This is a genomic window from Streptomyces cirratus (assembly GCF_014650775.1).
Taxonomy (GTDB): domain Bacteria; phylum Actinomycetota; class Actinomycetes; order Streptomycetales; family Streptomycetaceae; genus Streptomyces; species Streptomyces cirratus.
In genome coordinates, this window is the sequence record NZ_BMVP01000002.1 from 301,987 (window position 1) to 325,571 (window position 23,585).

Here is a 23,585-nt window from a genome sequence, read left to right on the forward strand (position 1 = left end):
CTACTGGGGCCCGTACTTGCGGCCCGTACGCGACGACACCCCGCCCAGGAGTCCGCGCGGCGTCAGCTTCACCACGCCCATCAGCGCCTTGTACCGCGGGTCGGGGATGGAGACGGTCTTGCCGCGCGCCAGGTCGGCCAGCGCGGCCGCCACCAACTTGTCGGCGTCCAGCCACATCCAGCCCGGGATGTTGTCGGTGCCCATCCCGGCCCGCTCGTGGAACTCGGTCCGTACGAAGCCCGGGCACAGCGCCATCATCCGCACACCGCTCCCGGCCAGGTCCTTCGCCGCCCCCTGGGTGAACTGCACGACCCAGGCCTTGCTCGCCCCGTAGGTCCCGCGGGGTACGAAGGCGGCCACCGAGGCCACGTTGACGACACCGCCGCGCCCGCGGGAGCGCATCGACTCGGCCGCCGCCGAGGTCAGCCGCAGCACCGCCTCGATGTGCACCTTGAGCATCGTCAGCTCGTCCGCCATGGAGACTTCGAGGTAGCGGCCCTTGTTGCCGAAGCCGGCGTTGTTGACCAGCAGGTCGACCGGGTGGGTGCGGTCGCCGAGGCGGGCCTCGACCGCGGCGATCCCCTTGTCCGTGGACAGGTCGGCGGTCAGCACCTCGGCCTCGATGCCGTGCCGGTCGTGCAGCTCGGTGGCCTGCTCGCCCAGGCGCTCGGTGTCCCGGGCCACCAGCACCAGGTTGTGGCCCTGGGCGGCGAGCCGCCGGGCGAAGGCGGAGCCGATGCCCGCCGTGGATCCCGTAATCAACGCAGTCGTCATAGGCGCAACCTAGCTTTATTCCGGGCGCGGTTCGCCCCCGGCCCCGGCAAGGCGGCACCCCCAAAGTGAGCCTCGAACATTCTCGCTTCGGCCAAAGGTGGGCTTATGCTCGCATGGTGATCGAGGCACGTCATCTACGGGTCCTGCGCGCCGTCGCCGGGACCGGGTCCTTCTCCGCCGCCGCCCGGGAACTGGGCTGCACCCAGCCGGCCGTCTCCCAGCAGATGAAGGCGCTGGAGCAGTCGGCCGGCACCCCGCTGCTGATCCGGACCGGCCGCGAGATGCGGCTCACCCAGGCCGGCGAGGCGCTGGTCAGGCATGCCGCCGGCATCCTGGCCGGGCTGACCGCCGCCGAGGAGGAGGTCGCGGCGATCGCCGGGCTGCGCGCGGGCCGGGTCCGGCTGGTGTCGTTCCCCAGCGGCAGTTCCACGCTGGTCCCCACCGCGCTGGCGGCCATGCGCGGCGAGCACCCCGGCACCCGGATCTCGCTGGTCGAGGCGGAGCCCCCGCGCTCGGTGGAGATGCTGCGCGAGGGCGACTGCGATGTGGCGCTGGCCTTCCGGTACGGGGCCTCGGCCGGACCCGCCGTCGAGTGGGAGGACCTGGTGGTGCGGCCCCTGCTGACCGACCGGCTCGTGGGGCTGGTCCCCGAGGCGCACCGGCTGGCCGGAGCCGAACGGGTGGGCATGGCCGAGCTGGCCGGGGAGCCGTGGATCGCGGGCTGCCCCCGCTGCCGCCGCCATCTGGTCGAGGTGTGCGAGGAGGTGGGGTTCACCCCGCGCATCGACTTCGCGACCGACGACTACCCGGCGGTGGTCGGCCTCGTCGGGGCGGGTCTGGGGGTGGCGGTGCTGCCGGAGCTGGCCGTGGAGTCCGTACGGGCCAAGGGGGTCAGCACGGTGGTCGTCGAACCGGCCGTCGAGCGGGAGGTCGTGGCGCTGACCCTGCCCGACCTCGCGCGGGTCCCGGCGGTGGCCGCGACCCTGGTGGAACTGGAGCGGGCCGCCGCGTCCATGGGGGCGTGACGGTCCCGGTCCGGGGGCGGTGCGACACGCCCGGGCGCGCGCCGCGTCGGCACTTCCGTAGGAGGGGCTCCGGAGGGTCGTCGCAGGGGATCCGGGTGGGATGGGGTGATCTTCGGATGATCCGCCCTTGAGGTGAGGAAACGTTCCTTCGGACGGTTGCGGCCGAGGGTGTCAGTGCGGAGCGGCCGGGCCGGTAGCGCTCGACGCGGGGACCAGTCGGTGCCGTGCGCGCCCCATCAGCTCTTCGCGTTCGTCCTCGGTGAGACCGCCCCACACCCCGTAGGGCTCGCGGACGGCGAGTGCGTGCGCGGCGCATTCCGCGCGCACCGGACAGCGCATGCAGACCTCTTTAGCCGAGGCCTCGCGCGCGCTCCTGGCCGCGCCCCGCTCGCCCTCCGGGTGGAAGAAGAGGGAACTGTCGACCCCGCGGCAGGCAGCCAGCAGCTGCCAGTCCCAGAGGTCGGCGTTCGGTCCGGGGAGCCGGGAGAAATCTGCCATGGGTAGTCCTCTTGGTGCCGGTACTGAGGCGGATAGGGTCCATGTCTCCACATCTACAGTCCTAGTAGATGTAAATATGACTCATTGGGAATCTAGCCTCAGACACAGGGCGAACGGAAGGAAAGCCGCCAAATAGGGCATAGCTCCAGATGGAGGACAGGGGGGTCGAGCCTCCTGCGCCGTGATCGCATCCTCACGTAGAGTGCCGAAGGTGTCCGTCCGACCCGTAACTCTTTCGAGTGACCATCGTTGAGAGTGCGAAGGCGGTTGAACCAAGAAGTTCTCGGACAGGTGTCCGGGGGCATCGACCGCACAGGTGACGATACGTACCAGCCTGGAGGCTCAAGGTGACGCGCATCAGCTGCGGAGGGCGGTCATGACTTCCGTCCTCGTCTGCGACGACTCCCCGCTTGCCCGAGAGGCGCTCCGTCGCGCGGTTGCCACCGTGCCCGGCGTCGAGCGTGTGACGACGGCAGCCAACGGCGAGGAAGTCCTCCGCCGCTGGGGTGCCGACCGGTCAGATCTCATTCTTATGGATGTCCGGATGCCGGGCCTCGGCGGTGTGGAGACGGTTCGCCGGCTGCTCTCGGCCGATCCGGGTGCCCGCATCATCATGCTGACGGTCGCCGAGGACCTGGACGGCGTGGCCCTCGCGGTCGCCGCCGGCGCCCGGGGCTACCTGCACAAGGACGCCTCGCGCGCCGAACTGCGGGCCACGGTCACCCAGGCGCTCGCCGACCCGACCTGGCGACTGGCCCCGCGCCGGCTCCGCTCGGCGGAGATGGGCGCCGCGCCCACCCTCACCGCGCGCGAGATCCAGGTGCTGGAGGGGATGAGCCACGGCCGTTCGAACGCGGAGATCGGGCGCGAGCTCTTCCTCTCGGAGGACACGGTCAAGACGCACGCCCGCAGGCTGTTCAAGAAGCTCGGCGCCTCGGACCGGGCGCACGCCGTGGCACTCGGGTTCCGCTGGGGCCTGGTCCGCTGACCGCGGAGCACCCAGAGTGTCCCGCCGTACCCGGTGCGCAAGCGGGGGTTGGCGGGGCACAATCCGGGGGACGTGTCGCTTCGGGCGCGATGCCGCATCCTTGAGGGTGTGCCGCATTTTCGAAGATGTGGCCTCAGGGACCATTCGGGCCGAGCGGAGGGGAGGGCGCAAACCATGAGTTCCGGCGCACCCGCTCATAACGCTTCGACGCACAACCAGGACCGCGGTGCCACGAACGGTCCGGCGCCAAGGCACCATGGATCGATGCGCGACGACGAGGCCCAGGGGTCACCCACGGCCACAAGCCACACGGACGCCGCCAAAGGCGGCGGCGCCGGGCCTGTCAGCGCGCTCGTACGGCGCGCGGTGGAAGGCGACGAGCAGGCCACCCACGACCTGCTGGCCTTCGTGCACCCCCTCGCCATCCGCTACTGCCGCACCCGGCTGTCACGACTTCCCGGTGACGCTCGTCACTTCGTGGAGGACCTGGCGCAAGAGGTGTGCGTCGCCGTCCTGATGGCGCTGCCCCGCTACCGGGACACCGGCCGCCCCTTCGAGGCGTTCGTCTTCGCCATCGCCGCGCACAAGGTCGCCGACCTCCAACGGGCCGCCATGCGCCACCCGGGGAGCACTGCCGTCCCGTCCGACGAGATGCCGGAGCGGCCCGACGACTCGCTGGGGCCCGAGGAACGGGCGCTGCTCAGCAGTGACGCCGCATGGGCCAAGAAGCTGCTGGCCAACCTCCCGGAGAACCAGCGTGAGCTGCTCGTGCTGCGGGTGGCGGTCGGCCTGACCGCCGAGGAGACCGGGCAGATGCTCGGCATGTCGCCCGGCGCCGTAAGGGTGGCCCAGCACCGCGCGCTCAGCCGGCTGCGCGCCCTCGCCGAACAGTAGGGCACCTCCCGCCACGGCCCGTGGTCGTAGGAACAGACGAATCTGCCGGTTGATGTTGCTCGTGGAATGAGACGCCCCGGGATCCCGTTAGCATGGACATCCGCGCTGAGCAAGACCATTGGGAAGGTGTCATGACCGCCGACGGAGTGCCCGACAAATTCGCCACGCTCGGACTGACCTACGACGACGTCCTGCTGCTGCCGGGCGCGTCGGACATGGCGCCGGACCAGATCGACACCTCCTCCCTGATCTCCCGCAACGTCCGGGTGAACGTCCCGCTGCTCTCCGCGGCCATGGACAAGGTCACCGAGGCCCGCATGGCCATCGCGATGGCCCGCCAGGGCGGCGTCGGCGTACTGCACCGCAACCTCTCCATCGCCGACCAGGCCAACCAGGTCGACCTGGTCAAGCGCTCCGAGTCGGGCATGGTCACCGACCCGATCACGGTCCACCCCGACGCCACGCTCGGCGAGGCCGACCAGCTCTGCGCGAAGTTCCGCATCTCCGGTGTCCCGGTCACCGACGCCGCCGGCAAGCTGCTGGGCATCGTCACCAACCGCGACATGGCCTTCGAGTCGGACCGCAGCCGCCAGGTGCGCGAGGTCATGACCCCGATGCCGCTGGTCACCGGCAAGGTCGGCATCTCCGGCGTCGACGCCATGGAGCTGCTGCGCCGCCACAAGATCGAGAAGCTGCCGCTCGTGGACGACGCGGGCATCCTCAAGGGCCTCATCACGGTCAAGGACTTCGTCAAGGCCGAGAAGTACCCGAACGCCGCCAAGGACAAGGACGGCCGGCTGCTCGTCGGCGCGGCCGTCGGCGTCGCCGGTGACGCGTACGAGCGCGCCCAGGCCCTCATCGAGGCGGGCGCCGACTTCATCGTGGTCGACACCGCCCACGGCCACTCCCGCCTGGTCGGCGACATGGTCGCCAAGATCAAGTCGAACTCCTCCGTCGACGTCATCGGCGGCAACGTCGCCACCCGCGACGGCGCCCAGGCGCTCATCGACGCCGGCTGCGACGGCATCAAGGTCGGCGTCGGCCCCGGCTCCATCTGCACCACCCGCGTCGTCGCCGGCATCGGCGTCCCGCAGGTCACCGCCATCTACGAGGCCGCGCTCGCCGCGAAGGCCGCGGGCGTCCCCGTCATCGGCGACGGCGGCCTCCAGTACTCCGGCGACATCGCCAAGGCGCTCGTCGCCGGCGCCGACACCGTGATGCTCGGCTCGCTCCTGGCGGGCTGTGAGGAGTCCCCGGGCGAGCTGCTCTTCATCAACGGCAAGCAGTTCAAGTCGTACCGCGGCATGGGCTCGCTCGGCGCGATGCAGTCCCGCGGTGACCAGCGCTCCTTCTCCAAGGACCGCTACTTCCAGGAGGGCGTCGGCGGTGACGACAAGCTGATCCCCGAGGGCATCGAGGGCCAGGTCCCCTACCGCGGCCCGCTGTCCGCGGTCGTGCACCAGCTGGTCGGCGGCCTGCGCCAGTCGATGTTCTACGTGGGCGGACGCACGGTCCCCGAGCTGCAGGACCGGGGCCGCTTCGTCCGGATCACCTCGGCGGGACTCAAGGAGAGCCACCCGCACGACATCCAGATGACGGTCGAGGCGCCGAACTACTCCCGCAAGGGCTGACCGGTTTCCATGGAGGGGCGGACCCGCTGACGGCGGGCCGCCCTTTCGTCGTGCGTCCGTACAGCGGTCACCGGAACGCGGGCCGCCGGGGTTCGGGGATACTGGACGGGCAGACCCAGAGGAAAGGCCACCACACGTGACTGAGATCGAGATCGGGCGCGGCAAGCGCGGCCGCAGGGCGTACGCGTTCGACGACATCGCCATCGTCCCGAGCCGGCGTACGCGGGACCCGAAGGAGGTCTCGATCGCCTGGCAGATCGATGCGTACCGCTTCGAGCTCCCCTTCCTGGCCGCCCCCATGGACTCGGTGGTCTCTCCGCAGACCGCGATCCGCATCGGCGAGCTCGGCGGCCTCGGCGTACTGAACCTCGAAGGCCTGTGGACCCGCTACGAGGACCCGCAGCCGCTGCTGGACGAGATCGCCGGGCTGGACGAGGCGACCGCGACCCGCCGCCTCCAGGAGATCTACTCCGCGCCGATCCAGGCGGACCTGATCCGGCAGCGCATCAAGGAGGTGCGCGACTCCGGTGTCGTCACCGCCGCCGCGCTCTCCCCGCAGCGCACCGCCGAGTTCTCCAAGGCCGTCGTCGAGGCGGGCGTGGACATCTTCGTGATCCGCGGCACCACCGTGTCGGCGGAGCACGTCTCCGGCGCCGCCGAGCCGCTGAACCTCAAGCAGTTCATCTACGAGCTCGACGTGCCGGTCATCGTCGGCGGCTGCGCCACCTACACGGCGGCCCTGCACCTGATGCGCACCGGCGCCGCGGGCGTCCTGGTCGGCTTCGGCGGCGGCGCCGCGCACACCACGCGCAACGTCCTCGGCATCCAGGTCCCGATGGCCACCGCGGTCGCGGACGTGGCCGCCGCCCGCCGCGACTACATGGACGAGTCCGGCGGCCGCTACGTGCACGTCATCGCCGACGGCGGCGTGGGCTGGTCCGGGGACATCCCCAAGGCCGTCGCCTGCGGCGCGGACGCCGTGATGATGGGCTCCCCGCTGGCCCGTGCCACGGACGCGCCCGGCAAGGGCAACCACTGGGGCATGGAGGCCGTCCACGAGGACGTGCCGCGCGGCAAGAAGGTCGACCTCGGTACGGTCGGCACCACCGAGGAGATCCTGACCGGCCCGTCGCACTCCCCGGACGGCTCGATGAACCTCTTCGGCGCGCTGCGCCGCTCGATGGCCACCACCGGCTACAGCGAGCTCAAGGAGTTCCAGCGGGTCGAGGTCACGGTCGCGGACTCCCAGCACAGCCGCTGACCGGTCGTTCCTTTCCGTACGTACGCCGGAGGGCCGGCACCCCGGGTGGGGTGCCGGCCCTCCGGCGTGTGCGGGCCGGTCAGGCGGCGGTCTTCTTGGCCGAGCCGAAGGCGATGAAGCCGCCGATGCCGAGGAAGACGTAGTCGAGCACGTCGGCGGACTCCTTCCAGATGTCGTTCAGGCCGCCGATGCCGACCTTGTCCAGCACGTCGGCGAGGCCGACGTGGTTGACGTCGGCGACCACGAGCGCGGTGAAGAACAGCTGGCCGAGGTAGACGGAGCCGATCGACAGGACCGCGCTGACCACGGGCAGGACCGGGTTGCGGCCGCCGAGCTTGCCGGCCGCGAGGCCGACGAGGAGGCCGACGCCGACGGCGGCGTAACCGATCTGGCGCTCGATGGCGTGCATGATGCCGCCGTAGGCGCCGGCCGCGACCAGGGCCGCCACGACCGCCGCGAGGATGCCGAGGCCGACGTTGCCCGTGCGGGCCGGCGCCGGGGCGGGGGCCGGGGTGTAGGACGCGGGCGCGGGCGGCTGGAACTGCTGGCTCATGAAGAAGGTCCCCCCAGGGATGCGTCCGCACGGGTGTCCGGCGGACGTAAGTACGAGATAAGTGACGCCGCAGGCTAGCAGGCCGCTCCGGCGGCCGGAGGGGGGATTCCCGGCGGGTCAGAGCCGGTGGGCGGCGCCGGCCGGGCTGGCGCCTCGGGTGTCGAGGAGCAACTGGGCCTTCACCGCGAGGCCCTGGAGGTCGTACGTGCGGTGGTGCTGGAGCAGGATCGTCAGGTCGGCGTTGGCGGCGGCCTCGTACAACGATTCGGCCCGCGGGACCGGCCGGTCGCGGACGCGCCAGCCCGAGATGTACGGGTCGTGGTAGCTGATCAAGGCGCCGAGGTCGATGAGCCGGCTGGCGATCTCCGCGGCCGGGGAGCCTTCCTGGTCCGCGAGGTCGGGCTTGTACGTGACCCCGAGCAGCAGGACGCGGGCGCCCCGGGCGGATTTGCCGTGCTCGTTCAGCAGGGTGGCGGAGCGCTGGATGACGTACTGCGGCATCCGGGTGTTGATCTCCTGCGCCAGGCCCACCATGCGCAGCGGGTGACCCGGGGTGCGGGTGGTGTGAGGGAGGTACGTGGGGTCCAGGGGGATGCCGTGGCCGCCGACGCCGGGGCCGGGGCGGAACGCCTGGAACCCGTACGGCTTCGTCTCGGCGCAGCGGATCACGTCCCAGAGGTCGACGCCGATGTCGTGGCACAGGACCGCCATCTCGTTCATGAGGGCGATGTTGACGTGCCGGTAGTTGGTCTCCAGCAGCTGTACGGTCTCCGCTTCGCGCAGACCCCGGGCGCGGACCACCTTCTCGGTGATGCGGGCGTAGAAGGCGTGCGCCGACTCGGTGCAGGCGGGGGTGAGGCCGCCGATGACCTTGGGGGTGTTGGCGATGCCGTGGGTGCGGTTGCCGGGGTCGAGGCGGCTGGGGGAGTAGGCCAGGTGGAAGTCCCGGCCGGCGCGCAGGCCGGAGCCGGCTTCGAGGATCGGGCGCAGGTAGTCCTCGGTGACGCCGGGGTGGGCCGCGGATTCGAGGATGACGGTGGTGTGGGGGCGGAGCCGGGCGGCGAGCGTGTCGCCGGCCTCGCCGATGGCGGAGAGGTCGAGTGCCCGGTCGGCGCCGAGCTGGGTGGGGGCGCAGATGACGGCGGTGCGGACCCGGCCGAGCTCGGCGGGGTTGGTGGTGATCCGGAAGCCGGCCGCCGACATGCGGCGGATTTCGGCGGCGGTGAGGCTGCTGTCCGTGGCCGGACCGCTGTCGTAGCCGACTGTTTCGATTCCGGCGGCGACGGCCGCCTGGGCGAGGGGGAGGCCGAGGTGGCCGAGTCCGATGACGGCGAGATCTGCGGGCATGGGGGTAGCCGTCCCTTCCCTTCCCTTACATGAGCGGGCTGGGCGCGCAAGCCCTGTGGATGAGGTGGATGATCGAGGCCGGCGCAATGTCAGACTAGGCATATATATGACAGAAATGTCGCATTCCGGGGGGATGGCTACCGTTGTGTTGTCCACAGGCGGTGGCCGAGTCGGGAGCGGCCGGTGAGAATCGAGGACGGGGAGTGGTGCGGGTTCGCCCGCAGCAGGCGGGTACGCCCGCATCGAGCGGGTTCGCCCGCAGCAGGCGGGTTCGCCCGCACAACGGGAGGCAGCCGTGAGGACAGCGACACTGGGACCGGCGCAACGCGCCGAGGCGCTCGCCGCAATGGCCGAACGCGAACTGGACGTGCTGGTGGTCGGCGCGGGCGTGGTCGGCGCCGGAACCGCGCTCGACGCCGTCACCAGAGGCCTGTCGACCGGCCTGGTGGAGGCCAGGGACTGGGCGTCGGGCACGTCGAGCAGGTCGAGCAAGCTGATCCACGGCGGCCTCAGGTACCTGGAGATGCTCGACTTCGCACTCGTGCGCGAGGCGCTGAAAGAGCGCGGCCTGCTGCTGGAGCGGCTGGCCCCGCACCTGGTCAAGCCCGTGCCGTTCCTCTACCCGCTCCAGCACAAGGCCTGGGAGCGGATCTACGCGGGCTCGGGCGTGGCCCTCTACGACGCGATGTCGGTCTCCAGCGGGCACGGGCGGGGCCTGCCGACCCACCGGCACCTCTCGCGCAAGCGCGCGCTGCGGATCGCGCCCGCGCTGCGCAAGGACGCGCTGGTCGGGGCCCTGCAGTACTACGACGCCCAGATGGACGACGCCCGGTACGTGACCACGCTGGTGCGGACGGCCGCGGTGTACGGGGCGCACTGCGCCAACCGGGCGAGGGTGATCGGCTTCCTGCGCGAGGGCGAACGGGTGGTCGGGGCGCGGGTGCGGGACGTCGAGGGCGGCGGCGAGTACGAGATCCGCGCCAAGCAGATCGTGAACGCCACCGGGGTGTGGACGGACGACACACAGGCGCTGATCGGGGAGCGCGGGCAGTTCCACGTCCGGGCGTCGAAGGGCATCCATCTGGTCGTACCGAAGGACCGGATCAACTCGTCCACGGGGCTGATCCTGCGGACCGAGAAGTCCGTGCTGTTCGTCATTCCGTGGGGCAGGCACTGGATCGTGGGCACCACGGACACCGACTGGGACCTCGACAAGGCGCATCCGGCGGCGTCGAGCGCCGACATCGACTACCTGCTGGAGCACGTGAACTCGGTGCTGGCGGTGCCGCTGACGCGGGACGACGTCGAGGGCGTGTACGCCGGGCTGCGGCCGCTGCTGGCGGGCGAGTCGGACGCGACGAGCAAGCTCTCGCGCGAGCACACGGTCGCGCACCCCGTGCCGGGGCTGGTGGTGGTCGCGGGAGGCAAGTACACGACGTACCGGGTCATGGCCAAGGACGCGGTGGACGAAGCGGTGCACGGGCTGGACCAGCGGGTGGCCGACTGCGTGACGGAGGACGTCCCGCTGGTCGGGGCGGAGGGGTACCGGGCGCTGTGGAACGGGCGCGCGCGGATCGCGGGCCGGACGGGTCTGCATGTGGTGCGGGTGGAGCACCTGTTGAACCGGTACGGGGCCCTGACGGAGGAACTGCTCGACCTGATCGCAACCGATCCGGGGTTGGGGGAGCCGTTGTCGGGTGCGGACGACTATCTGCGGGCAGAAGTGGTGTACGCCGCGTCGCACGAGGGCGCGCGGCACCTGGACGACGTACTGACGCGGCGGACGCGGATCTCGATCGAGACGTTCGACCGTGGGACGCGATCGGCGCGGGAGTGTGCGGAGTTGATGGCTCCGGTTCTGGGGTGGGACAAGCAGCAGATCGAGAAGGAGGTCGAGCACTACGAGAAGCGGGTGGAGGCCGAGCGGGAATCGCAGCGCCAGCCGGACGACCAGACGGCGGACGCGGCGCGGCTGGGGGCGCCCGACATCGTTCCGTTGTAACTCCGGGATCCGGGAGGGGGAACCGCGGACCCGGGGCGTCCGTCCGTTGCGGAGTGAGCAACAATGAGGGTTCTGCCGGGGCGGTTTACCGTGCCCCCCGGCGGCTGCCGGGGCAGCCGGGGCAGGCTGCACGAACGCAGAGGGGACGCATGTCGAAGCCGGATCACACCGAATCGCCTGCCGGTGTCGCTGGCGCTGGCGCCGCGAAGCCGGCCCGGGGTAGGGCGGGGTCCGAGCACGCCGACGCGGATCCCGCTGCCGCGGCGAAGCCGGACTCGGCAGCGGGTCGGCCCGCGCCCGGGCCGAAGGCCCCGAAGCCGCGGGCCGCGGGCGCGGACCCGAACGAGACGACCCCGGTGGCGGGGAAGCCCGTGCCGGTGGAGTCGGCTGACGCGGAGTCGGTGGATGCCGAGCCCGCGCAGGCGACCCCTGCGGACGCTCCGGTCGGTGCGGCGAAGCCGCAGGGCGCCGGGGGTGCTGCCGAGGCGGACCTGCACAAGGCGGCGCCGGGGGCGGGGAAGCGCGTGCCGGTGGAGTCGGCTGACGCCGAGTCGGCGGGTGCCGAGGCCGTGCAGGACGGTGCGGCGAAGCCGCGGGGGGCTGGGGGCGCTGCCAAGGCGGACCTGAACAAGTCGACCCCCGTCGTGGGTAAGCCCGCGCCCGGGAAGTCCGCTGACGCCGCGCAGGGTGCGCCTGCGGACGGTGCGGCGAAAGCGCGGGACAAGGCGGAGCCCGCGGCTGCGGCCGGGAAGGAGGTCGGGGACCGGGGACGGTTGCTGGCCGGGCGGTACCGGTTGGGGGCCGTGCTCGGGAAGGGCGGGATGGGGACCGTGTGGCGTGCCGAGGACGAGGTCCTCGGGCGGACGGTCGCCGTCAAGGAACTCCGCTTCGGCAACGGCGTCGACGAGGACGAGAAGCGCCGCCTCATCACCCGTACCCTCCGCGAGGCCAAAGCCATCGCCCGCATCCGCAGCGGCGGCGCCGTCACCGTCTACGACGTCGTGGACGAGGACGCCCGGCCGTGGATCGTCATGGAGCTCATCGAAGGGCCCTCGCTCGCGGAGTTCATACGCGAGCACGGCACCCTGACCCCGCGTCGCGCCGCCGAGGTCGGACTCGCCGTGCTCGACGTGCTGCGCGCCGCCCACCGCCAGGGCATCCTGCACCGCGACGTGAAGCCGTCCAACGTGCTCATGGCCGCCAACGGCCGCGTCGTGCTCACGGACTTCGGCATCGCCCAGGTCGAGGGCGACCCGTCCATCACCTCCACCGGCATGCTCGTCGGCGCCCCTTCCTACATCTCCCCCGAGCGCGCACGCGGCTACAAGCCCGGGCCGCCCGCCGACATGTGGTCGCTCGGCGGGCTGCTGTACGCCTCCGTCGAGGGAGTGCCCCCGTACGACAAGGGCTCCGCGCTCGCCACCCTCACCGCCGTGATGACCGAGCAGGTGGACCCGCCGAAGAACGCCGGGCCGCTGACCGAGGTGATCTACGGACTGCTGGCCAAGGACCCCGCCCAGCGGCTCGACGACGCGCGGGCACGGGCCATGCTCACCGCCGTCATCGACGCCCCGGAACCGGAGCCCGTCGCGGAGGTGCTGCCCCCGGCCGTCGAGCAGACGCGCGCCATATCCCTCGCCGACACCAAGGCCGCGCTGGACAAGGCGGAGAAGGCGGAGAAGGCCGAGAAGGCCGAGAAGGCGGAGAAGAAGGAACGCGAGCGGGAGCGGCGGGAGCGGGCCCGCGCCGCGCTGGGGTCCGCCCGCAAGGCAGCAGCCGCCGCGAAGGCAGCGGCCGCCGCCGCCGCGGCCGCCGCGGCGCCGCCCGCGCGGCCCGCGAAGGCCGTGGCGCCGCTGACGGATGTGATGCCGCGCCGCACCATAGCCCTGGCGATAGCCGGGCTGGTGGTGGTGCTTGCGCTGGTCGGTTCCCTGATCGCCTACGCGTTCAGCGGTGACGACACGGCCGCGCACAAGAACGAGGGCAAGGGCGGCCCGCAGCCGTCGGCATCCAGGACCCCGTCGCCCCACGGGTCCTCGAACGGTTCCCCGGCCGCCAATTCGGCCCCGCCGCCCACTCCGACCCCGACTCCCAATACCAGTGCTTCCGGACAGGGGCAGGGACAGGGCCAGGGGCAAGGGCAGGGCCAGGGGCAGGGTCAGGGGACGCCCCCCGGATCGCCGGGCGGCGGGGGACTCCCGGCCGGATACGCCCAGGTGACGGACGTCCGGTTCCACTTCTCCATGGCCATGCCGGACGGCTTCCACCAGACCGGCATCGCCGGCGAGAACTCCGGTGTCATCTACAGCCGCGACGGCGGCTTCCCGCGCGTCCAGGTCGACTTCACCAACAGCCCCGGCACGGACGCCCGCGCCGCCTGGGTCGAGATGGCCTCGGGCGTCAAGTCCAGCAGCAAGGGCTACCGCATGCTGCGCCTCGAAACCGTCGACTACCGCGGCTACCCGACCGTCGCCGACTACGAGTTCGAACGCGAGCAGCAGGGCACCCGGGTCCGGGTGCTCGACCGGGGGTTCAGGGCCGACGCCAACCACGGCTTCGCCATCATGATCAGCTGCGCCGCGGACCAGTGGGACGGGCCGGAGTGCACCCAGCTGCGCAACGCGGCGTTCCAGACCTTCCAGCCCCTGGGCTGAGCCCGGTGGTCCCCCGGCGGGGGCGGGCCTCTTCAGGCCCGGGACGCGGGCGCCTCGGGCGACGTATCGTGTCCACGGGTACCAAAGGGGCCCGGCGCGCACTCGGGGGAGGCGGAGTGGAGGACTACGCGGGGCGGATCCTGGCCGACCGCTACCGTCTGCCGCTGCCGCCGTCGGACGAGTACGAGCTGGTCGAGACGCGGGCCTTCGACACGCGCAGCGGACAGGAAGTCCTGGTCCGGCAGGTGCCGTTGCCGGAGGTCGTGGACGCGGAACTGCTCGACGGGACGCGCGGGCCGGTGAACGGACGGCGCGCTCCGGGGGAACTCCCCGCGGTGCGCCGCGCGATCGCCGCGGCCCAGGCGGCGGCTTCGGTGCCGGACCATCCGCGGCTGGACCAGGTCTTCGACGTGTTCGCGGAGGACGGGTCGCTGTGGATAGTGAGCGAGCTGGTCCCGGCGAGGCCGCTGGCCGCGCTGATCGCCGATGAGCCGCTGAGCCCCTACCGGGCGGCGGAGGTGGCCTCCGACGTGCTGACCGCGTTGCGGGTGCTGCACGCCCACGGCTGGACCCACCGGAACATCACGGTCCGGACCGTGTTGATATGCGAGGACGGGCGGGTCGTCCTGACGGGTCTGGCGGCGGGCGCCGCCGAAGAGGCCCTGTGCGGGTACGACCCGGTCCCGGAGGATCCCGGCGGCGGCGGCACGGAGTGGGAGGCCCCGGCCGGCGGTGAGCGCGCCGACGAGCCGTACGCCCCCGCCCCCGCCCCCGCCCCCGTCCCCGTCCCCGAGGGCGGGACCGAGCCCTACGCGCCCGTCTACGCACCGCTGGTGGCGCCGGGGTACGACACCGGACCGCGGTACTCCGACCACGTCCGCCCCGACGCCCGTACCCAGGCGCCCCAGAACGGGGCCGACCGGGAGGCCGCCGCGCGCGCCGGGACCATCGCCGCCTACCGGGCCGGGGCGCGGGCCGCCGCCGCCCGGGTCATCGAGGAACGCCGGGCCGCGGGCCTGCCGGAAGCCGTGCCGGAAGCCCTGCCCGAAGCCCTCCCCGATGGGTCGAACCTGCCGCAGGGGTACTCGTACCCGTACGGCGGCCCGGACACCGCCGCCGCGTCCTGGCACGGCGCCACTCCCCGCGCGACCGCGCCCCGGCCGGGACCCGCCGAGCTGCCCCCGGCCCGGCCCGCGGCGCTGCCCGCGCAGCTCGCCCTGCCCCAGGGCTACCGCCAGGCCGACGCCCCCGACGTCGACGGCCCCGACACCCACCCCGGCCCCGACACCCGGCCGGCCCCGCAGACCGCCGCCGCCGCCCCCGGCTGGGCCGGGGGCGGCCCCCGCACCGGCCTCGACGCCGAGCGCGCGCGGCAGACCCGGATGGCCGTCGTGGGGGCCGTCACCGAACGGTGGGCGCCCGAACAGGCCGGCCCCGTGCACGGCCACTGGCAGCTGGCCCCGCCCGTAGGCCCGGCCACCGACCTGTGGGCGCTCGGCGCGCTGCTGTACCGCGCCGTGCAGGGCCACGCCCCGTACCCCGAGGACAGCGTCGGCGAGCTGGTCGAGATGGTGTGCGCGGAGCCGCCCGCCTTCGCCGAGGAGTGCGGCCCGCTGCGCCCGGTCGTGGAGTCGCTGCTGCGCCAGGACCCGACCGAGCGGCCCGACTTCGAGGAACTCCGCGGCTGGCTGCGCTCGCTGGTCCGCTCCGCGCCCGAACCGGACGCCGGCTTCGGGATGCCGGCGATGGCGGAGCCCGACCCGGCACGGCTGCCCGTCGTGCGCAGACGCGGTGAGCTGCACGGCCGCCACCGCAGCGCGGACACCGCCCGCGCCCCGCGCTCGCTGGGGCGGACCCTGCTGGTCGGGATCCTCGCGGTCCTCGCCGCGGCGGTGGCGTACGCGGTGCTGTTCATGCCCCGCTCGGCCGGCCCGGAGACGGAGGAGCCCCCGCAGGCCGCCACGGGCGCGCCCGCGACGAGCGCCCCGGGCCGGACACCGCCCAAGGCGAGCGCCGGCACGCCCTCGGGCAGCCCCGAGTCCAAGCCGGCCCCGCAGACCGACGTCCCGGCACCGCCCGGGTACACGACGCAGCAGGATCCCGAGCACTTCGCGATCGCCGTCCCCCAGGGCTGGGAGCGGCGCGGCATCAACGAGGCGGGTCAGGTCCGCTACACCGACGGCCAGTTCACGCTGACGGTCGTGCCGGGCCGGGACAAGGTGGAGGGCAGTCCCGACCCGGCGACGTACCAGAAGGACAAGGAGCCGGAACTGTCCCCGTACCGCTCCTCCACCTGGGCGAGCGGCGGTGACGTGAAGACCACCAAGGTCGGCAACCAGCTGCGCGCCACCGGCCGGTACACGTGGATCGACGGCACCGGCCGGTCCGTGGTCGCGCGCAACTTCGTCGTCGCGCTCGGCGGCAGCTACCACGTGGTGCTGGTGACCGGTCCGCAGGACGAAGAGGGCAAGGTGACCGAGGTCTTCGACAAGGCCACGGCGAGTTACCGTACCGGCGGTTGAACGCTGATTGACGGGTGGTCAGTACGGCGATTGCGTCACAGTGCTGTCTCACCGCCCCCGCGTGGTGGGAGCATCGGCCGGGTGCTCCGTAATCTGGCCCGAGGTGCACAGAGTGGCGGGGTTTCGTGGAACAGCAGACAGGTGCGGGCGCGGTGCTCGCGAGTCGGTACCGGCTCGTCGAGCCGATCGGCAGCGGCGGCATGGGCAAGGTGTGGCGCGCGCATGACGAGCTGCTGCACCGGACGGTGGCCGTCAAGGAACTGACGGCGGGTCTGTACGTCGCGCAGGCGGACCGCGAGGTCCTGCACGCCCGGACGCAGAAGGAGGCCCGGGCGGCCGCCCGGATCCAGCACCCGGCGGTGGTCACCGTCCATGACGTGCTGGAGCACGACGACCGGCCGTGGATCGTCATGGAGTACATCGACGGCCCCTCGCTGGCCGAGGCCGCGAAGGCGGCGGGCCGGATCGAGCCCCGTGAGGCGGCCCGGATCGGGCTGCACGTGCTGGGCGCCCTGCGTGCGGCGCACGCGGTCGGCGTGCTGCACCGGGACGTGAAGCCGGGCAACGTGCTGCTCGCCAAGGACGGCCGGGTGCTGCTCACCGACTTCGGGATCGCGGCGATCGAGGGGGACTCCTCGATCACCCGCACCGGTGAACTGGTCGGCTCCATCGACTACCTGGCCCCCGAGCGGGTCACGGGCGGGGCCCCCGACCCGTCCTCCGACCTGTGGTCGCTGGGCGCGACCCTGTTCACGGCCGTCGAGGCGCGCTCGCCGTTCCGCCGTACGTCGCCGATCTCCAGCCTCCAGGCCGTCGTCAACGACGAGCCGCCCGCGCTGCGCCAGTCCGGTGCGCTGGGCCCGGTCATCACCGCCCTGCTGCGCAAGGACCCCGCCGAGCGGCCCTCGGCCCAGGAGGCCGAGCGGATGCTGCTGGAGGCGATGGAGGGCCGGGAGCCGAAGGCGGCGCAGGCGTTCGTACCCACCCGCGCGGTGTCCTCCGACGAACTGGCCCCCGCGCAGGAGGCGCGCGAGGACCGGGCGCCCGAGACGGGGACGGCCCACCTCGCCGAACAGCCCCCGGCGGGGCCGGGCCCGCTGCCCGGCAACCCGGCGCGCGGGCGGGTCCGGCGGGCCGCGGTCGTCGCCCTGGTGGCGGCGCTGCTCGGCGGCGGCGGGGTCTTCGGCGTGCTCAAGCTGACGGGGGATACCGAGGGCGGCGGCTCGGACAAGAACGCGAGCGCCCCCGACGGGCAGCCGGCCGCCGACGACGATGCCGTCGTGCCGCCGTCCGGCTGGAAGAAGGTCGTCGACCCGGTCGGGTTCTCGCTGTTCGTGCCGAACGACTGGTCGCGGCGGATGGACGGCGACCAGATCGACTACACGCCGGACGGCGGCAAGCACTTCATCCGGATCGCCGTCGACAAGACCCCGGACTACGACAACCCGTACATGCACCAGCTCGAACTGGAGAAGCAGGTGAGCCAGCGGACCGACTACAAGCGCCACGACCTGCACGGGAACACCTTCCGGAACACCACGCACGCGGCCCTGTGGGAGTTCAGCTGGACCGAGAAGGGCCCCCAGGCCGGGCCGCGCCGGGCCATCGAGCAGATGTACGTGTCGCCCGAGAACACCGAGTACGCGGTGTACATGTCGGGGCCCGCGGCCGACTGGGCGACGACCCGGCAGCAGTTCGACACAGTCCTCAGCGGCTGGCAGCCCGCCGCGAACCGGGGCTGAACCGGAGCCGGCCGGCCGCCGGACCCGCGTCGGCCGGTCACCCTGCCAGCGGGCACTGGCATAAATGGCAAAATCCGGTTACCCACGGGTACCCAAAGGCCCCGGGGCGGCATACGCTCACCGCCATGACGGACTCGCAGGCCCCCGCCGCCCCCCTCCGCTCCGCGCCCCGGCCCACGAACCCGGTTGCGGCCGCCCCGGCCGGAGCCCGCACCGCGGCCGACGTGGTGACCCCCGATCTGGTCGCCCGGCTGACCCGCGGGGTGATCGGCTCCGGCCGTACCGCCAACCACTCGCCCTTCACCGGGGACAGGCTCGCGGACCTGCCCGAGGCCACCCCCGAGGACGTGGCCACGGCCTTCGACCGGGCCCGCGCGGCACAGGCCGCCTGGGCGGCCGTCCCCGTGCGCCGGCGCGCGGCCGTCCTGCTCCGCTTCCACGACCTGGTCCTGGCGCGGCAGGCCGAGGTGCTCGACCTGATCCAGCTGGAGACCGGCAAGGCGCGCCTGCACGCCCACGAAGAGGTCCAGGCCGTCGCCGTCGGCGCCCGCCACTACGGCCGCAAGGCCGCCTCCTACCTGCGGCCCAAGGGCCACACGGGGGCGATGCCCACGCTGACCAAGGTCACCGAGCTGCGCCAGCCGCGCGGTGTCGTCGGCCAGATCGCCCCGTGGAACTACCCCCTCGAACTGTCCGTCGGTGACGCGCTGCCCGCCTTCGTCGCCGGCAACGCGGTCGTCATGAAGCCGGACACGGAGACCGCGCTGACCGCCCTGTGGGCCCGTGACCTGCTGATCGAGGCGGGACTGCCCGCCGAGGTGTTCCAGGTCGTGCTCGGCGAGGGCCCCGTCGTCGGCCCCGAGGTGGTCCGGCACGCCGACTACGTCTCCTTCACCGGATCCACCCGTACCGGCCGCGAGGTCGCCCAGGGCGCGGCCGCCCGCCTGGTCGGCGTGAGCCTGGAGCTCGGCGGCAAGAACGCCATGCTCGTCCTGCACGACGCCGACGTGGAGAAGGCCGCCGCGGGCGCCGTCCGAGCCTGCTTCTCCTCCGCGGGCCAGCTGTGCATCTCCATCGAGCGGATCTACGTCCACGCCTCGGTCGCGGACGCGTTCGTCGAGCGCTTCGCCGCACGCACGAAGGCCATGCGGCTCGGCAACTCCCTCGCGTACGGCGCCGACATGGGTTCCCTCGTCGGCGAACGTCAGCTGGAGACCGTACGGCGGCACGTGGACGAGGCCGTCGCCAAGGGCGCCACCCTGGTCGCGGGCGGCGTCGCCCGCCCCGACATCGGCCCGCTCTTCTACGAGCCGACCATCCTCGACGGCGTCGACGCCCCGATGGCGGTGTGCGGGGAGGAGACCTTCGGGCCCGTCGTCTCCCTCTACCGGTTCACCGACGAGGACGAGGCCGTCGCCCTGGCCAACGCGACCCCGTACGGGCTCAACTCCAGCGTGTGGACCAAGGACGCCCGCCGCGGCCACGCCGTCGCCGCCCGCCTGCGCACCGGCACCGTCAACATCAACGAGGGCTACGCACCGGCCTACGGCAGCGCCCAGTCGCCCATGGGTGGCATGAAGGAATCCGGCCTCGGCCGCAGGCACGGCTCCGAGGGCATCCTCAAGTACACCGAGGCGCAGACCGTCGCCCACCAGCGGCTGTTGCCGATGGCGCCCTCCCTCGGCATGGACGACGAGAAGTACGCCGAGTTCATGACCCGCAGCCTCAAGATCATGAAGGCTCTCCGCCTGCGCTAGCAGCACCGATTGGGAGGCACGGCAGTGTCGTACGACTACGACGTCATCGTCATCGGATCGGGCTTCGGAGGGTCGGTCTCGGCACTGCGGCTCACCGAGAAGGGGTACCGGGTAGGCGTCCTGGAGGCAGGACGCCGCTTCACCCGCGAGAGCCTGCCCCGCACCAGCTGGGACCTGCGCAACTACCTGTGGGCCCCGGCGCTCGGGCTGTACGGGATCCAGCGCATCCACCTGCTCGGCAACGTGATGGTGCTCGCGGGCGCGGGGGTGGGCGGCGGCTCCCTGAACTACGCCAACACCCTGTACGTGCCGCCCGCCGCCTTCTTCGAGGACCGGCAGTGGGCGTCCATCACCGACTGGCGCGAGGAACTCGCCCCGTACTACGACCAGGCCAAGCGGATGCTCGGCGTACGGCTGAACCCGACGATGACCCCCTCCGACGTCCACCTCAAGGCCGTCGCGGAGAAGATGGGCGTCGGGGACTCCTTCCACATGGCCCCGGTCGGCGTCTTCTTCGGGGACGGCGAGGACGCCGACGGGCACCGGAAGGTCCGCCCCGGCGAGGAGGTTCCCGACCCGTACTTCGGCGGCGCCGGGCCCGCCCGCAAGGCGTGCACCGAATGCGGCGAGTGCATGACCGGCTGCCGCCACGGCGCCAAGAACACCCTCGCCGAGAACTACCTCCACCTCGCGGAACGCGCGGGCGCCGTCATCCACCCCATGACCACCGTCACCGCCCTCTCCGAACACCCCGACGGCGGCCACCGCGTGCGCACCGTCCCCACCGACAACCGGCGCAAGGGCGCGGCCAGGGTGCTGCGCGCCCGATACGTGGTCGTCGCCGCGGGCACGTACGGAACCCAGACCCTGCTGCACACGATGAAGGACCGCGGCGAACTGCCCCGCATCTCGGACCGGCTCGGCGACCTCACCCGTACCAACTCCGAGGGACTGGTCGGCGCCCAGACCGACGACCGCCGCTACCGCAGGCGCCACGGCGCCGCCGCCCGGGCCGACTTCACCAAGGGCGTGGCCATCACCTCGTCGGTGCACCCCAACGCGGACACCCACATCGAACCCGTCCGCTACGGCAAGGGCTCCAACGCCATGGGGTTCCTGACCATCCTCCAAGTCCCGCACCACAAGCACCGGGTACGGGCCTGGTTCGCCCGGACCGCCACCCACCCGGCACAGCTGCTGCGCTCGCTCTCCAACCGCCGCTGGTCGGAGCGGACCATCATCGGCCTCGTCATGCAGTCGCTGGACAACTCCCTGACCACGTACCGCCGGCCCGTCGGCCCGGGCAAGGGCCTGCTGACCGCCCGCCAGGGCCACGGAGCCCCCAACCCGGTTCAGATCGCCGAAGCCACCGAAGCCGCCACCCTGCTGGCAGAGGAGATCAACGGCTTCCCCGGCAGCAACGTCGGAGAACTGATGGGCACCCCGCTGACCGCGCACTTCCTCGGTGGCTGCCCGATCGGCGCCTCCCGCGAGGAAGGCGTCGTGGACCCCTACCACCGGCTGTACGGGCACCCGGGCATCTCGGTGGTCGACGGCGCGGCCGTCTCCGCGAACCTCGGCGTCAATCCGTCGCTGACGATCACGGCGCAGGCGGAGCGGGCGATGTCGTACTGGCCCAACAAGGGCGAGCCCGACCCGCGCCCCGCGCAGGGCGCCGGATACGTCCGGCTCGCCGCGGTGGAACCGGTCGCCCCGGCCGTCCCGAAGGAGGCCTTCGGTGCGCTGCGGCTGCCGTTCCTCGCGGTGCCCGAGGTCCCCGCGAAGGTTCCTCCGCGGCAAACGGAACCCGAGCACTGACGGCACAGGCCCGCGGTACGACAGCGGCGGGCACCGCGCTCCCCCTCCGAGCGCGGTACCCGCCGATCACACATGAGTGACCGGCGGCCGACGCAGAAGGTTGTAGCGGAATCCCCGCAAGGCGACTGTGGTGTCCATCACACGGCGGCGCGGGCAACTGGACCCCGCACTCGGGGGTCAAGGGGGACATGAGAAAGCGCATCGCCCTGCTGGCCGCGTGCGGCCTGCTGGCCATCGGGACCGCCGCCGTTCCCGCGAACGCCGCGGAACCCGTCTTCCCCCTCGTCGGCCCCTCCGCCCTGGAACTCCCGCTGCCCGTGGACGGCTCCGGCGCCAGGGAGCAGCGGCTGAGCATCACCTTGGACCACCCCGCGACCGGCGCACCCTTCGCCGGCCTGTTCACGGTCGACCTGCGCAAGGTGGCCGGGGTCGCGACCGTCAGGGACCACGCGAGTGACTCCTCGCACCAGTGCACCGAGAAGGACGGCGAGCTGCTCTGCGCCTACAAGGGCCTGCCGGTCAGCCTCGAACTGGACGTCGCCGCCGCCAAGGGGGCCGCGAAGGGCGCGACGGGTGAGATCACGGTGACGGGCAAGGTCCCCGGCGCCACCGTCACCCCCCTCACCACCAAGGTCAGCGTCGGCGGCCCCGACCTGGTGATGCGGGAGATGAAGCTCAAGAAGGACCTGAGGCCCGGCGAAAGCCAGCCCATGCCCCTGGTGTTCGCCAACGAGGGCACGCAGGCTGCGAAGGGCGTGGTCCTGGAGCTGGGCACCACGCGCGGCATGGAGCTCGTCGAGACGTACGACAACTGCCGTACCCGCACCGCCGGCGACCTGACCACCGTCCTGTGCTCCGTCGAGGGCGACTTCGTTCCGGGCGCCGCCTACGAGCTGGCCGGTGACAGCCCGCTCCACATCAAGGCCACCGCGCACGCCTACGACGACGTCCTGCGCTACGGCATCTACCCGGCCGGCGACGAGCCGAAGGCCGCGGCGTCGAGCGGCAAGGCCCGGGCCGGCCGGAAGCTGGGCGTGAGCCCTGCCAAGAGCGCCCCGGCAGCGCCCGGGCTGCGTGCCTCGGACCTGAACCCGGGGGACAACCGGCGCGAGTTCGCGTTCCACACCGAGAACACCGCCGACTTCACGACGAGCCCGGTGTCCCTCAAGGGCAAGGCGGGCGACACCCTCTCCACCGCGTTCGTGTTCGAGAACAAGGGCCCGGCCTGGATCCACGCCGCCAACCCGGCCGATTCGCTGGCCCGTACGGTCGTCGTGGTCCCCGAGGGCGCGAAGGTCACCGGCAAGCCGCAGGAGTGCCTCGCCGTCGACGCGGACGGCACCAAGCGCGCCGAGCAGCTGGGCGCCCCGCGCTACGAGTGCGCGCTCGGCAACCGGGTGAGCGAGAACGAGAAGGTCGTCTACCCCTTCGACCTGTTGATCGAGAAGGTGGTGGAGGACGCGAAGGGCTCCGTCACCGTCGGCGACTGGGGCACGAGCGCGCCCCGGCCGCACGCCTTCGACCCGAACGCGGGCGACAACACCGCGGCCGTCGTCATCAACGCCAAGGGCGGTACGGGCACCGGCCCGAGCCCCAGTCCGTCGACGAGCGGCAGCCCGTCCCCGACGCCCAGCGCGAGCGTGAGCGCGTCGGCGAGCGCCTCGCCCACGGCGAAGGCGTCCACCGCCGGTACGGGAACCACCGCGCAGGGCGGCAACCTGGCCTCCACCGGCAGCACGGTCGGGCCGATCGCCGTCGGCGCGGCGGCGCTGGTCGCGGCGGGCGGCGCGCTGTACGTGGCCGTCCGCCGACGGGGCGTGCGCGGCTAGCGGTCCCTGCGGCGCGAACGCCGAGAAGGCCTGAGCGCCATGAAGGCCTGAGCGCCGCGAAGGCGTGAACGGCATGATGTGAGAACGGCCGGTCCGGGGCGTCCCCCGGGCCGGCCGTCCTTTCGGGGTGACCGGGCTGCTGTCTCCTGCCGTCCGGTCACGCGCGGGAGCGAGGTCCCACGACGCACGCCCGTCGGGCGGTACGTCTCATCGCTCCCGTGGAGCCACGCGTGGTGGTGCCGGCCCGCGCCTGGCTGGCGCGGACACCGGCATCAACGAAGGCCCGCGGG

At 72.7% G+C, this 23,585-nt stretch carries 16 protein-coding genes; 12 read left to right on the forward strand and 4 right to left on the reverse strand.

Annotated features, from left to right (window positions below; all coding sequences use genetic code 11):
* Positions 1 to 774, reverse strand: a complete 774-nt coding sequence (locus IE207_RS06355; RefSeq protein WP_190183030.1) for an SDR family NAD(P)-dependent oxidoreductase — start codon at positions 772 to 774, stop codon at positions 1 to 3.
* A 116-nt stretch (positions 775 to 890) separates the two neighbouring features.
* Between IE207_RS06355 and IE207_RS06360 the strand changes: the two genes are divergently transcribed.
* Positions 891 to 1,799 (forward strand): LysR family transcriptional regulator, encoded by a 909-nt coding sequence (locus tag IE207_RS06360; protein ID WP_190183594.1) that lies wholly within the window; start codon positions 891 to 893, stop codon positions 1,797 to 1,799.
* Positions 1,800 to 1,970: 171 nt separating this feature from the next.
* On the opposite strand, the gene IE207_RS06365 is transcribed toward IE207_RS06360, so the two are convergent.
* Complete coding sequence (locus tag IE207_RS06365) at positions 1,971 to 2,297, reverse strand: WhiB family transcriptional regulator (protein WP_190183031.1); 327 nt, start codon at positions 2,295 to 2,297, stop codon at positions 1,971 to 1,973.
* A gap of 376 nt (positions 2,298 to 2,673) precedes the next feature.
* Between IE207_RS06365 and IE207_RS06370 the strand changes: the two genes are divergently transcribed.
* The 4 genes from IE207_RS06370 (at position 2,674) to IE207_RS06385 (ending at position 7,071) form a co-directional block, all read left to right on the forward strand.
* Positions 2,674 to 3,285 carry a response regulator transcription factor gene (locus IE207_RS06370; protein WP_003948568.1) on the forward strand — a complete coding sequence of 204 codons (612 nt, stop codon included), beginning with the start codon at positions 2,674 to 2,676 and terminating at the stop codon, positions 3,283 to 3,285.
* Positions 3,286 to 3,549: 264 nt separating this feature from the next.
* Positions 3,550 to 4,179 carry a sigma-70 family RNA polymerase sigma factor gene (locus IE207_RS06375; protein WP_190183032.1) on the forward strand — a complete coding sequence of 210 codons (630 nt, stop codon included), beginning with the start codon at positions 3,550 to 3,552 and terminating at the stop codon, positions 4,177 to 4,179.
* A gap of 131 nt (positions 4,180 to 4,310) precedes the next feature.
* A complete protein-coding gene (gene guaB, locus IE207_RS06380; protein WP_190183033.1) occupies positions 4,311 to 5,810 on the forward strand; it encodes an IMP dehydrogenase in 1,500 nt (499 codons plus the stop codon).
* 136 nt (positions 5,811 to 5,946) lie between these two features.
* Positions 5,947 to 7,071, forward strand: a complete 1,125-nt coding sequence (locus IE207_RS06385) for a GuaB3 family IMP dehydrogenase-related protein (RefSeq protein ID WP_190183034.1) — start codon at positions 5,947 to 5,949, stop codon at positions 7,069 to 7,071.
* A gap of 79 nt (positions 7,072 to 7,150) precedes the next feature.
* On the opposite strand, the gene IE207_RS06390 is transcribed toward IE207_RS06385, so the two are convergent.
* Positions 7,151 to 7,624 (reverse strand): hypothetical protein, encoded by a 474-nt coding sequence (locus IE207_RS06390; protein ID WP_190183035.1) that lies wholly within the window; start codon positions 7,622 to 7,624, stop codon positions 7,151 to 7,153.
* Positions 7,625 to 7,741: 117 nt separating this feature from the next.
* Complete coding sequence (locus tag IE207_RS06395) at positions 7,742 to 8,971, reverse strand: nucleotide sugar dehydrogenase (RefSeq protein ID WP_190183036.1); 1,230 nt, start codon at positions 8,969 to 8,971, stop codon at positions 7,742 to 7,744.
* 295 nt (positions 8,972 to 9,266) lie between these two features.
* On the opposite strand from IE207_RS06395, the gene IE207_RS06400 reads away from it, so the two are divergent.
* From IE207_RS06400 to IE207_RS06430, 7 genes are all read left to right on the forward strand, one after another.
* On the forward strand, positions 9,267 to 10,973 hold the full coding sequence (locus IE207_RS06400; protein WP_190183037.1) for a glycerol-3-phosphate dehydrogenase/oxidase: 1,707 nt from the start codon (positions 9,267 to 9,269) through the stop codon (positions 10,971 to 10,973).
* Positions 10,974 to 11,122: 149 nt separating this feature from the next.
* Positions 11,123 to 13,627, forward strand: coding sequence for a protein kinase domain-containing protein (locus IE207_RS06405; protein WP_190183038.1), 2,505 nt, complete (start codon positions 11,123 to 11,125; stop codon positions 13,625 to 13,627).
* 116 nt (positions 13,628 to 13,743) lie between these two features.
* Complete coding sequence (locus IE207_RS06410; protein WP_190183039.1) at positions 13,744 to 16,149, forward strand: serine/threonine kinase C-terminal domain-containing protein; 2,406 nt, start codon at positions 13,744 to 13,746, stop codon at positions 16,147 to 16,149.
* 125 nt (positions 16,150 to 16,274) lie between these two features.
* Positions 16,275 to 17,891: a serine/threonine-protein kinase gene (locus IE207_RS06415; RefSeq protein WP_190183040.1), complete on the forward strand. Its 1,617-nt coding sequence runs from the start codon at positions 16,275 to 16,277 to the stop codon at positions 17,889 to 17,891.
* A gap of 125 nt (positions 17,892 to 18,016) precedes the next feature.
* A complete protein-coding gene (locus IE207_RS06420; RefSeq protein WP_190183041.1) occupies positions 18,017 to 19,648 on the forward strand; it encodes a succinic semialdehyde dehydrogenase in 1,632 nt (543 codons plus the stop codon).
* Between the two features lie 24 nt (positions 19,649 to 19,672).
* The gene (locus IE207_RS06425) at positions 19,673 to 21,466 is read left to right on the forward strand and encodes a GMC oxidoreductase (protein WP_190183042.1); all 1,794 of its coding nucleotides are present in this window, start codon (positions 19,673 to 19,675) and stop codon (positions 21,464 to 21,466) included.
* Positions 21,467 to 21,654: 188 nt separating this feature from the next.
* Positions 21,655 to 23,295, forward strand: coding sequence for a peptidase (locus IE207_RS06430; protein WP_190183043.1), 1,641 nt, complete (start codon positions 21,655 to 21,657; stop codon positions 23,293 to 23,295).
* Positions 23,296 to 23,585: the final 290 nt, after the last annotated feature.

What these genes read in the sequence shown, in the direction of transcription:
- IE207_RS06355 (WP_190183030.1), bottom strand. Translation starts at nt 774, where the DNA reads ATGACGACTGCGTTGATTACGGGATCCACGGCGGGCATCGGCTCCGCC.
- IE207_RS06365 (WP_190183031.1), bottom strand. Translation starts at nt 2,297, where the DNA reads ATGGCAGATTTCTCCCGGCTCCCCGGACCGAACGCCGACCTCTGGGAC.
- IE207_RS06370 (WP_003948568.1), top strand. Translation starts at nt 2,674, where the DNA reads ATGACTTCCGTCCTCGTCTGCGACGACTCCCCGCTTGCCCGAGAGGCG.
- IE207_RS06375 (WP_190183032.1), top strand. Translation starts at nt 3,550, where the DNA reads ATGCGCGACGACGAGGCCCAGGGGTCACCCACGGCCACAAGCCACACG.
- guaB (WP_190183033.1), top strand. Translation starts at nt 4,311, where the DNA reads ATGACCGCCGACGGAGTGCCCGACAAATTCGCCACGCTCGGACTGACC.
- IE207_RS06390 (WP_190183035.1), bottom strand. Translation starts at nt 7,624, where the DNA reads ATGAGCCAGCAGTTCCAGCCGCCCGCGCCCGCGTCCTACACCCCGGCC.
- IE207_RS06395 (WP_190183036.1), bottom strand. Translation starts at nt 8,971, where the DNA reads ATGCCCGCAGATCTCGCCGTCATCGGACTCGGCCACCTCGGCCTCCCC.
- IE207_RS06405 (WP_190183038.1), top strand. Translation starts at nt 11,123, where the DNA reads ATGTCGAAGCCGGATCACACCGAATCGCCTGCCGGTGTCGCTGGCGCT.
- IE207_RS06420 (WP_190183041.1), top strand. Translation starts at nt 18,017, where the DNA reads ATGACGGACTCGCAGGCCCCCGCCGCCCCCCTCCGCTCCGCGCCCCGG.
- IE207_RS06430 (WP_190183043.1), top strand. Translation starts at nt 21,655, where the DNA reads ATGAGAAAGCGCATCGCCCTGCTGGCCGCGTGCGGCCTGCTGGCCATC.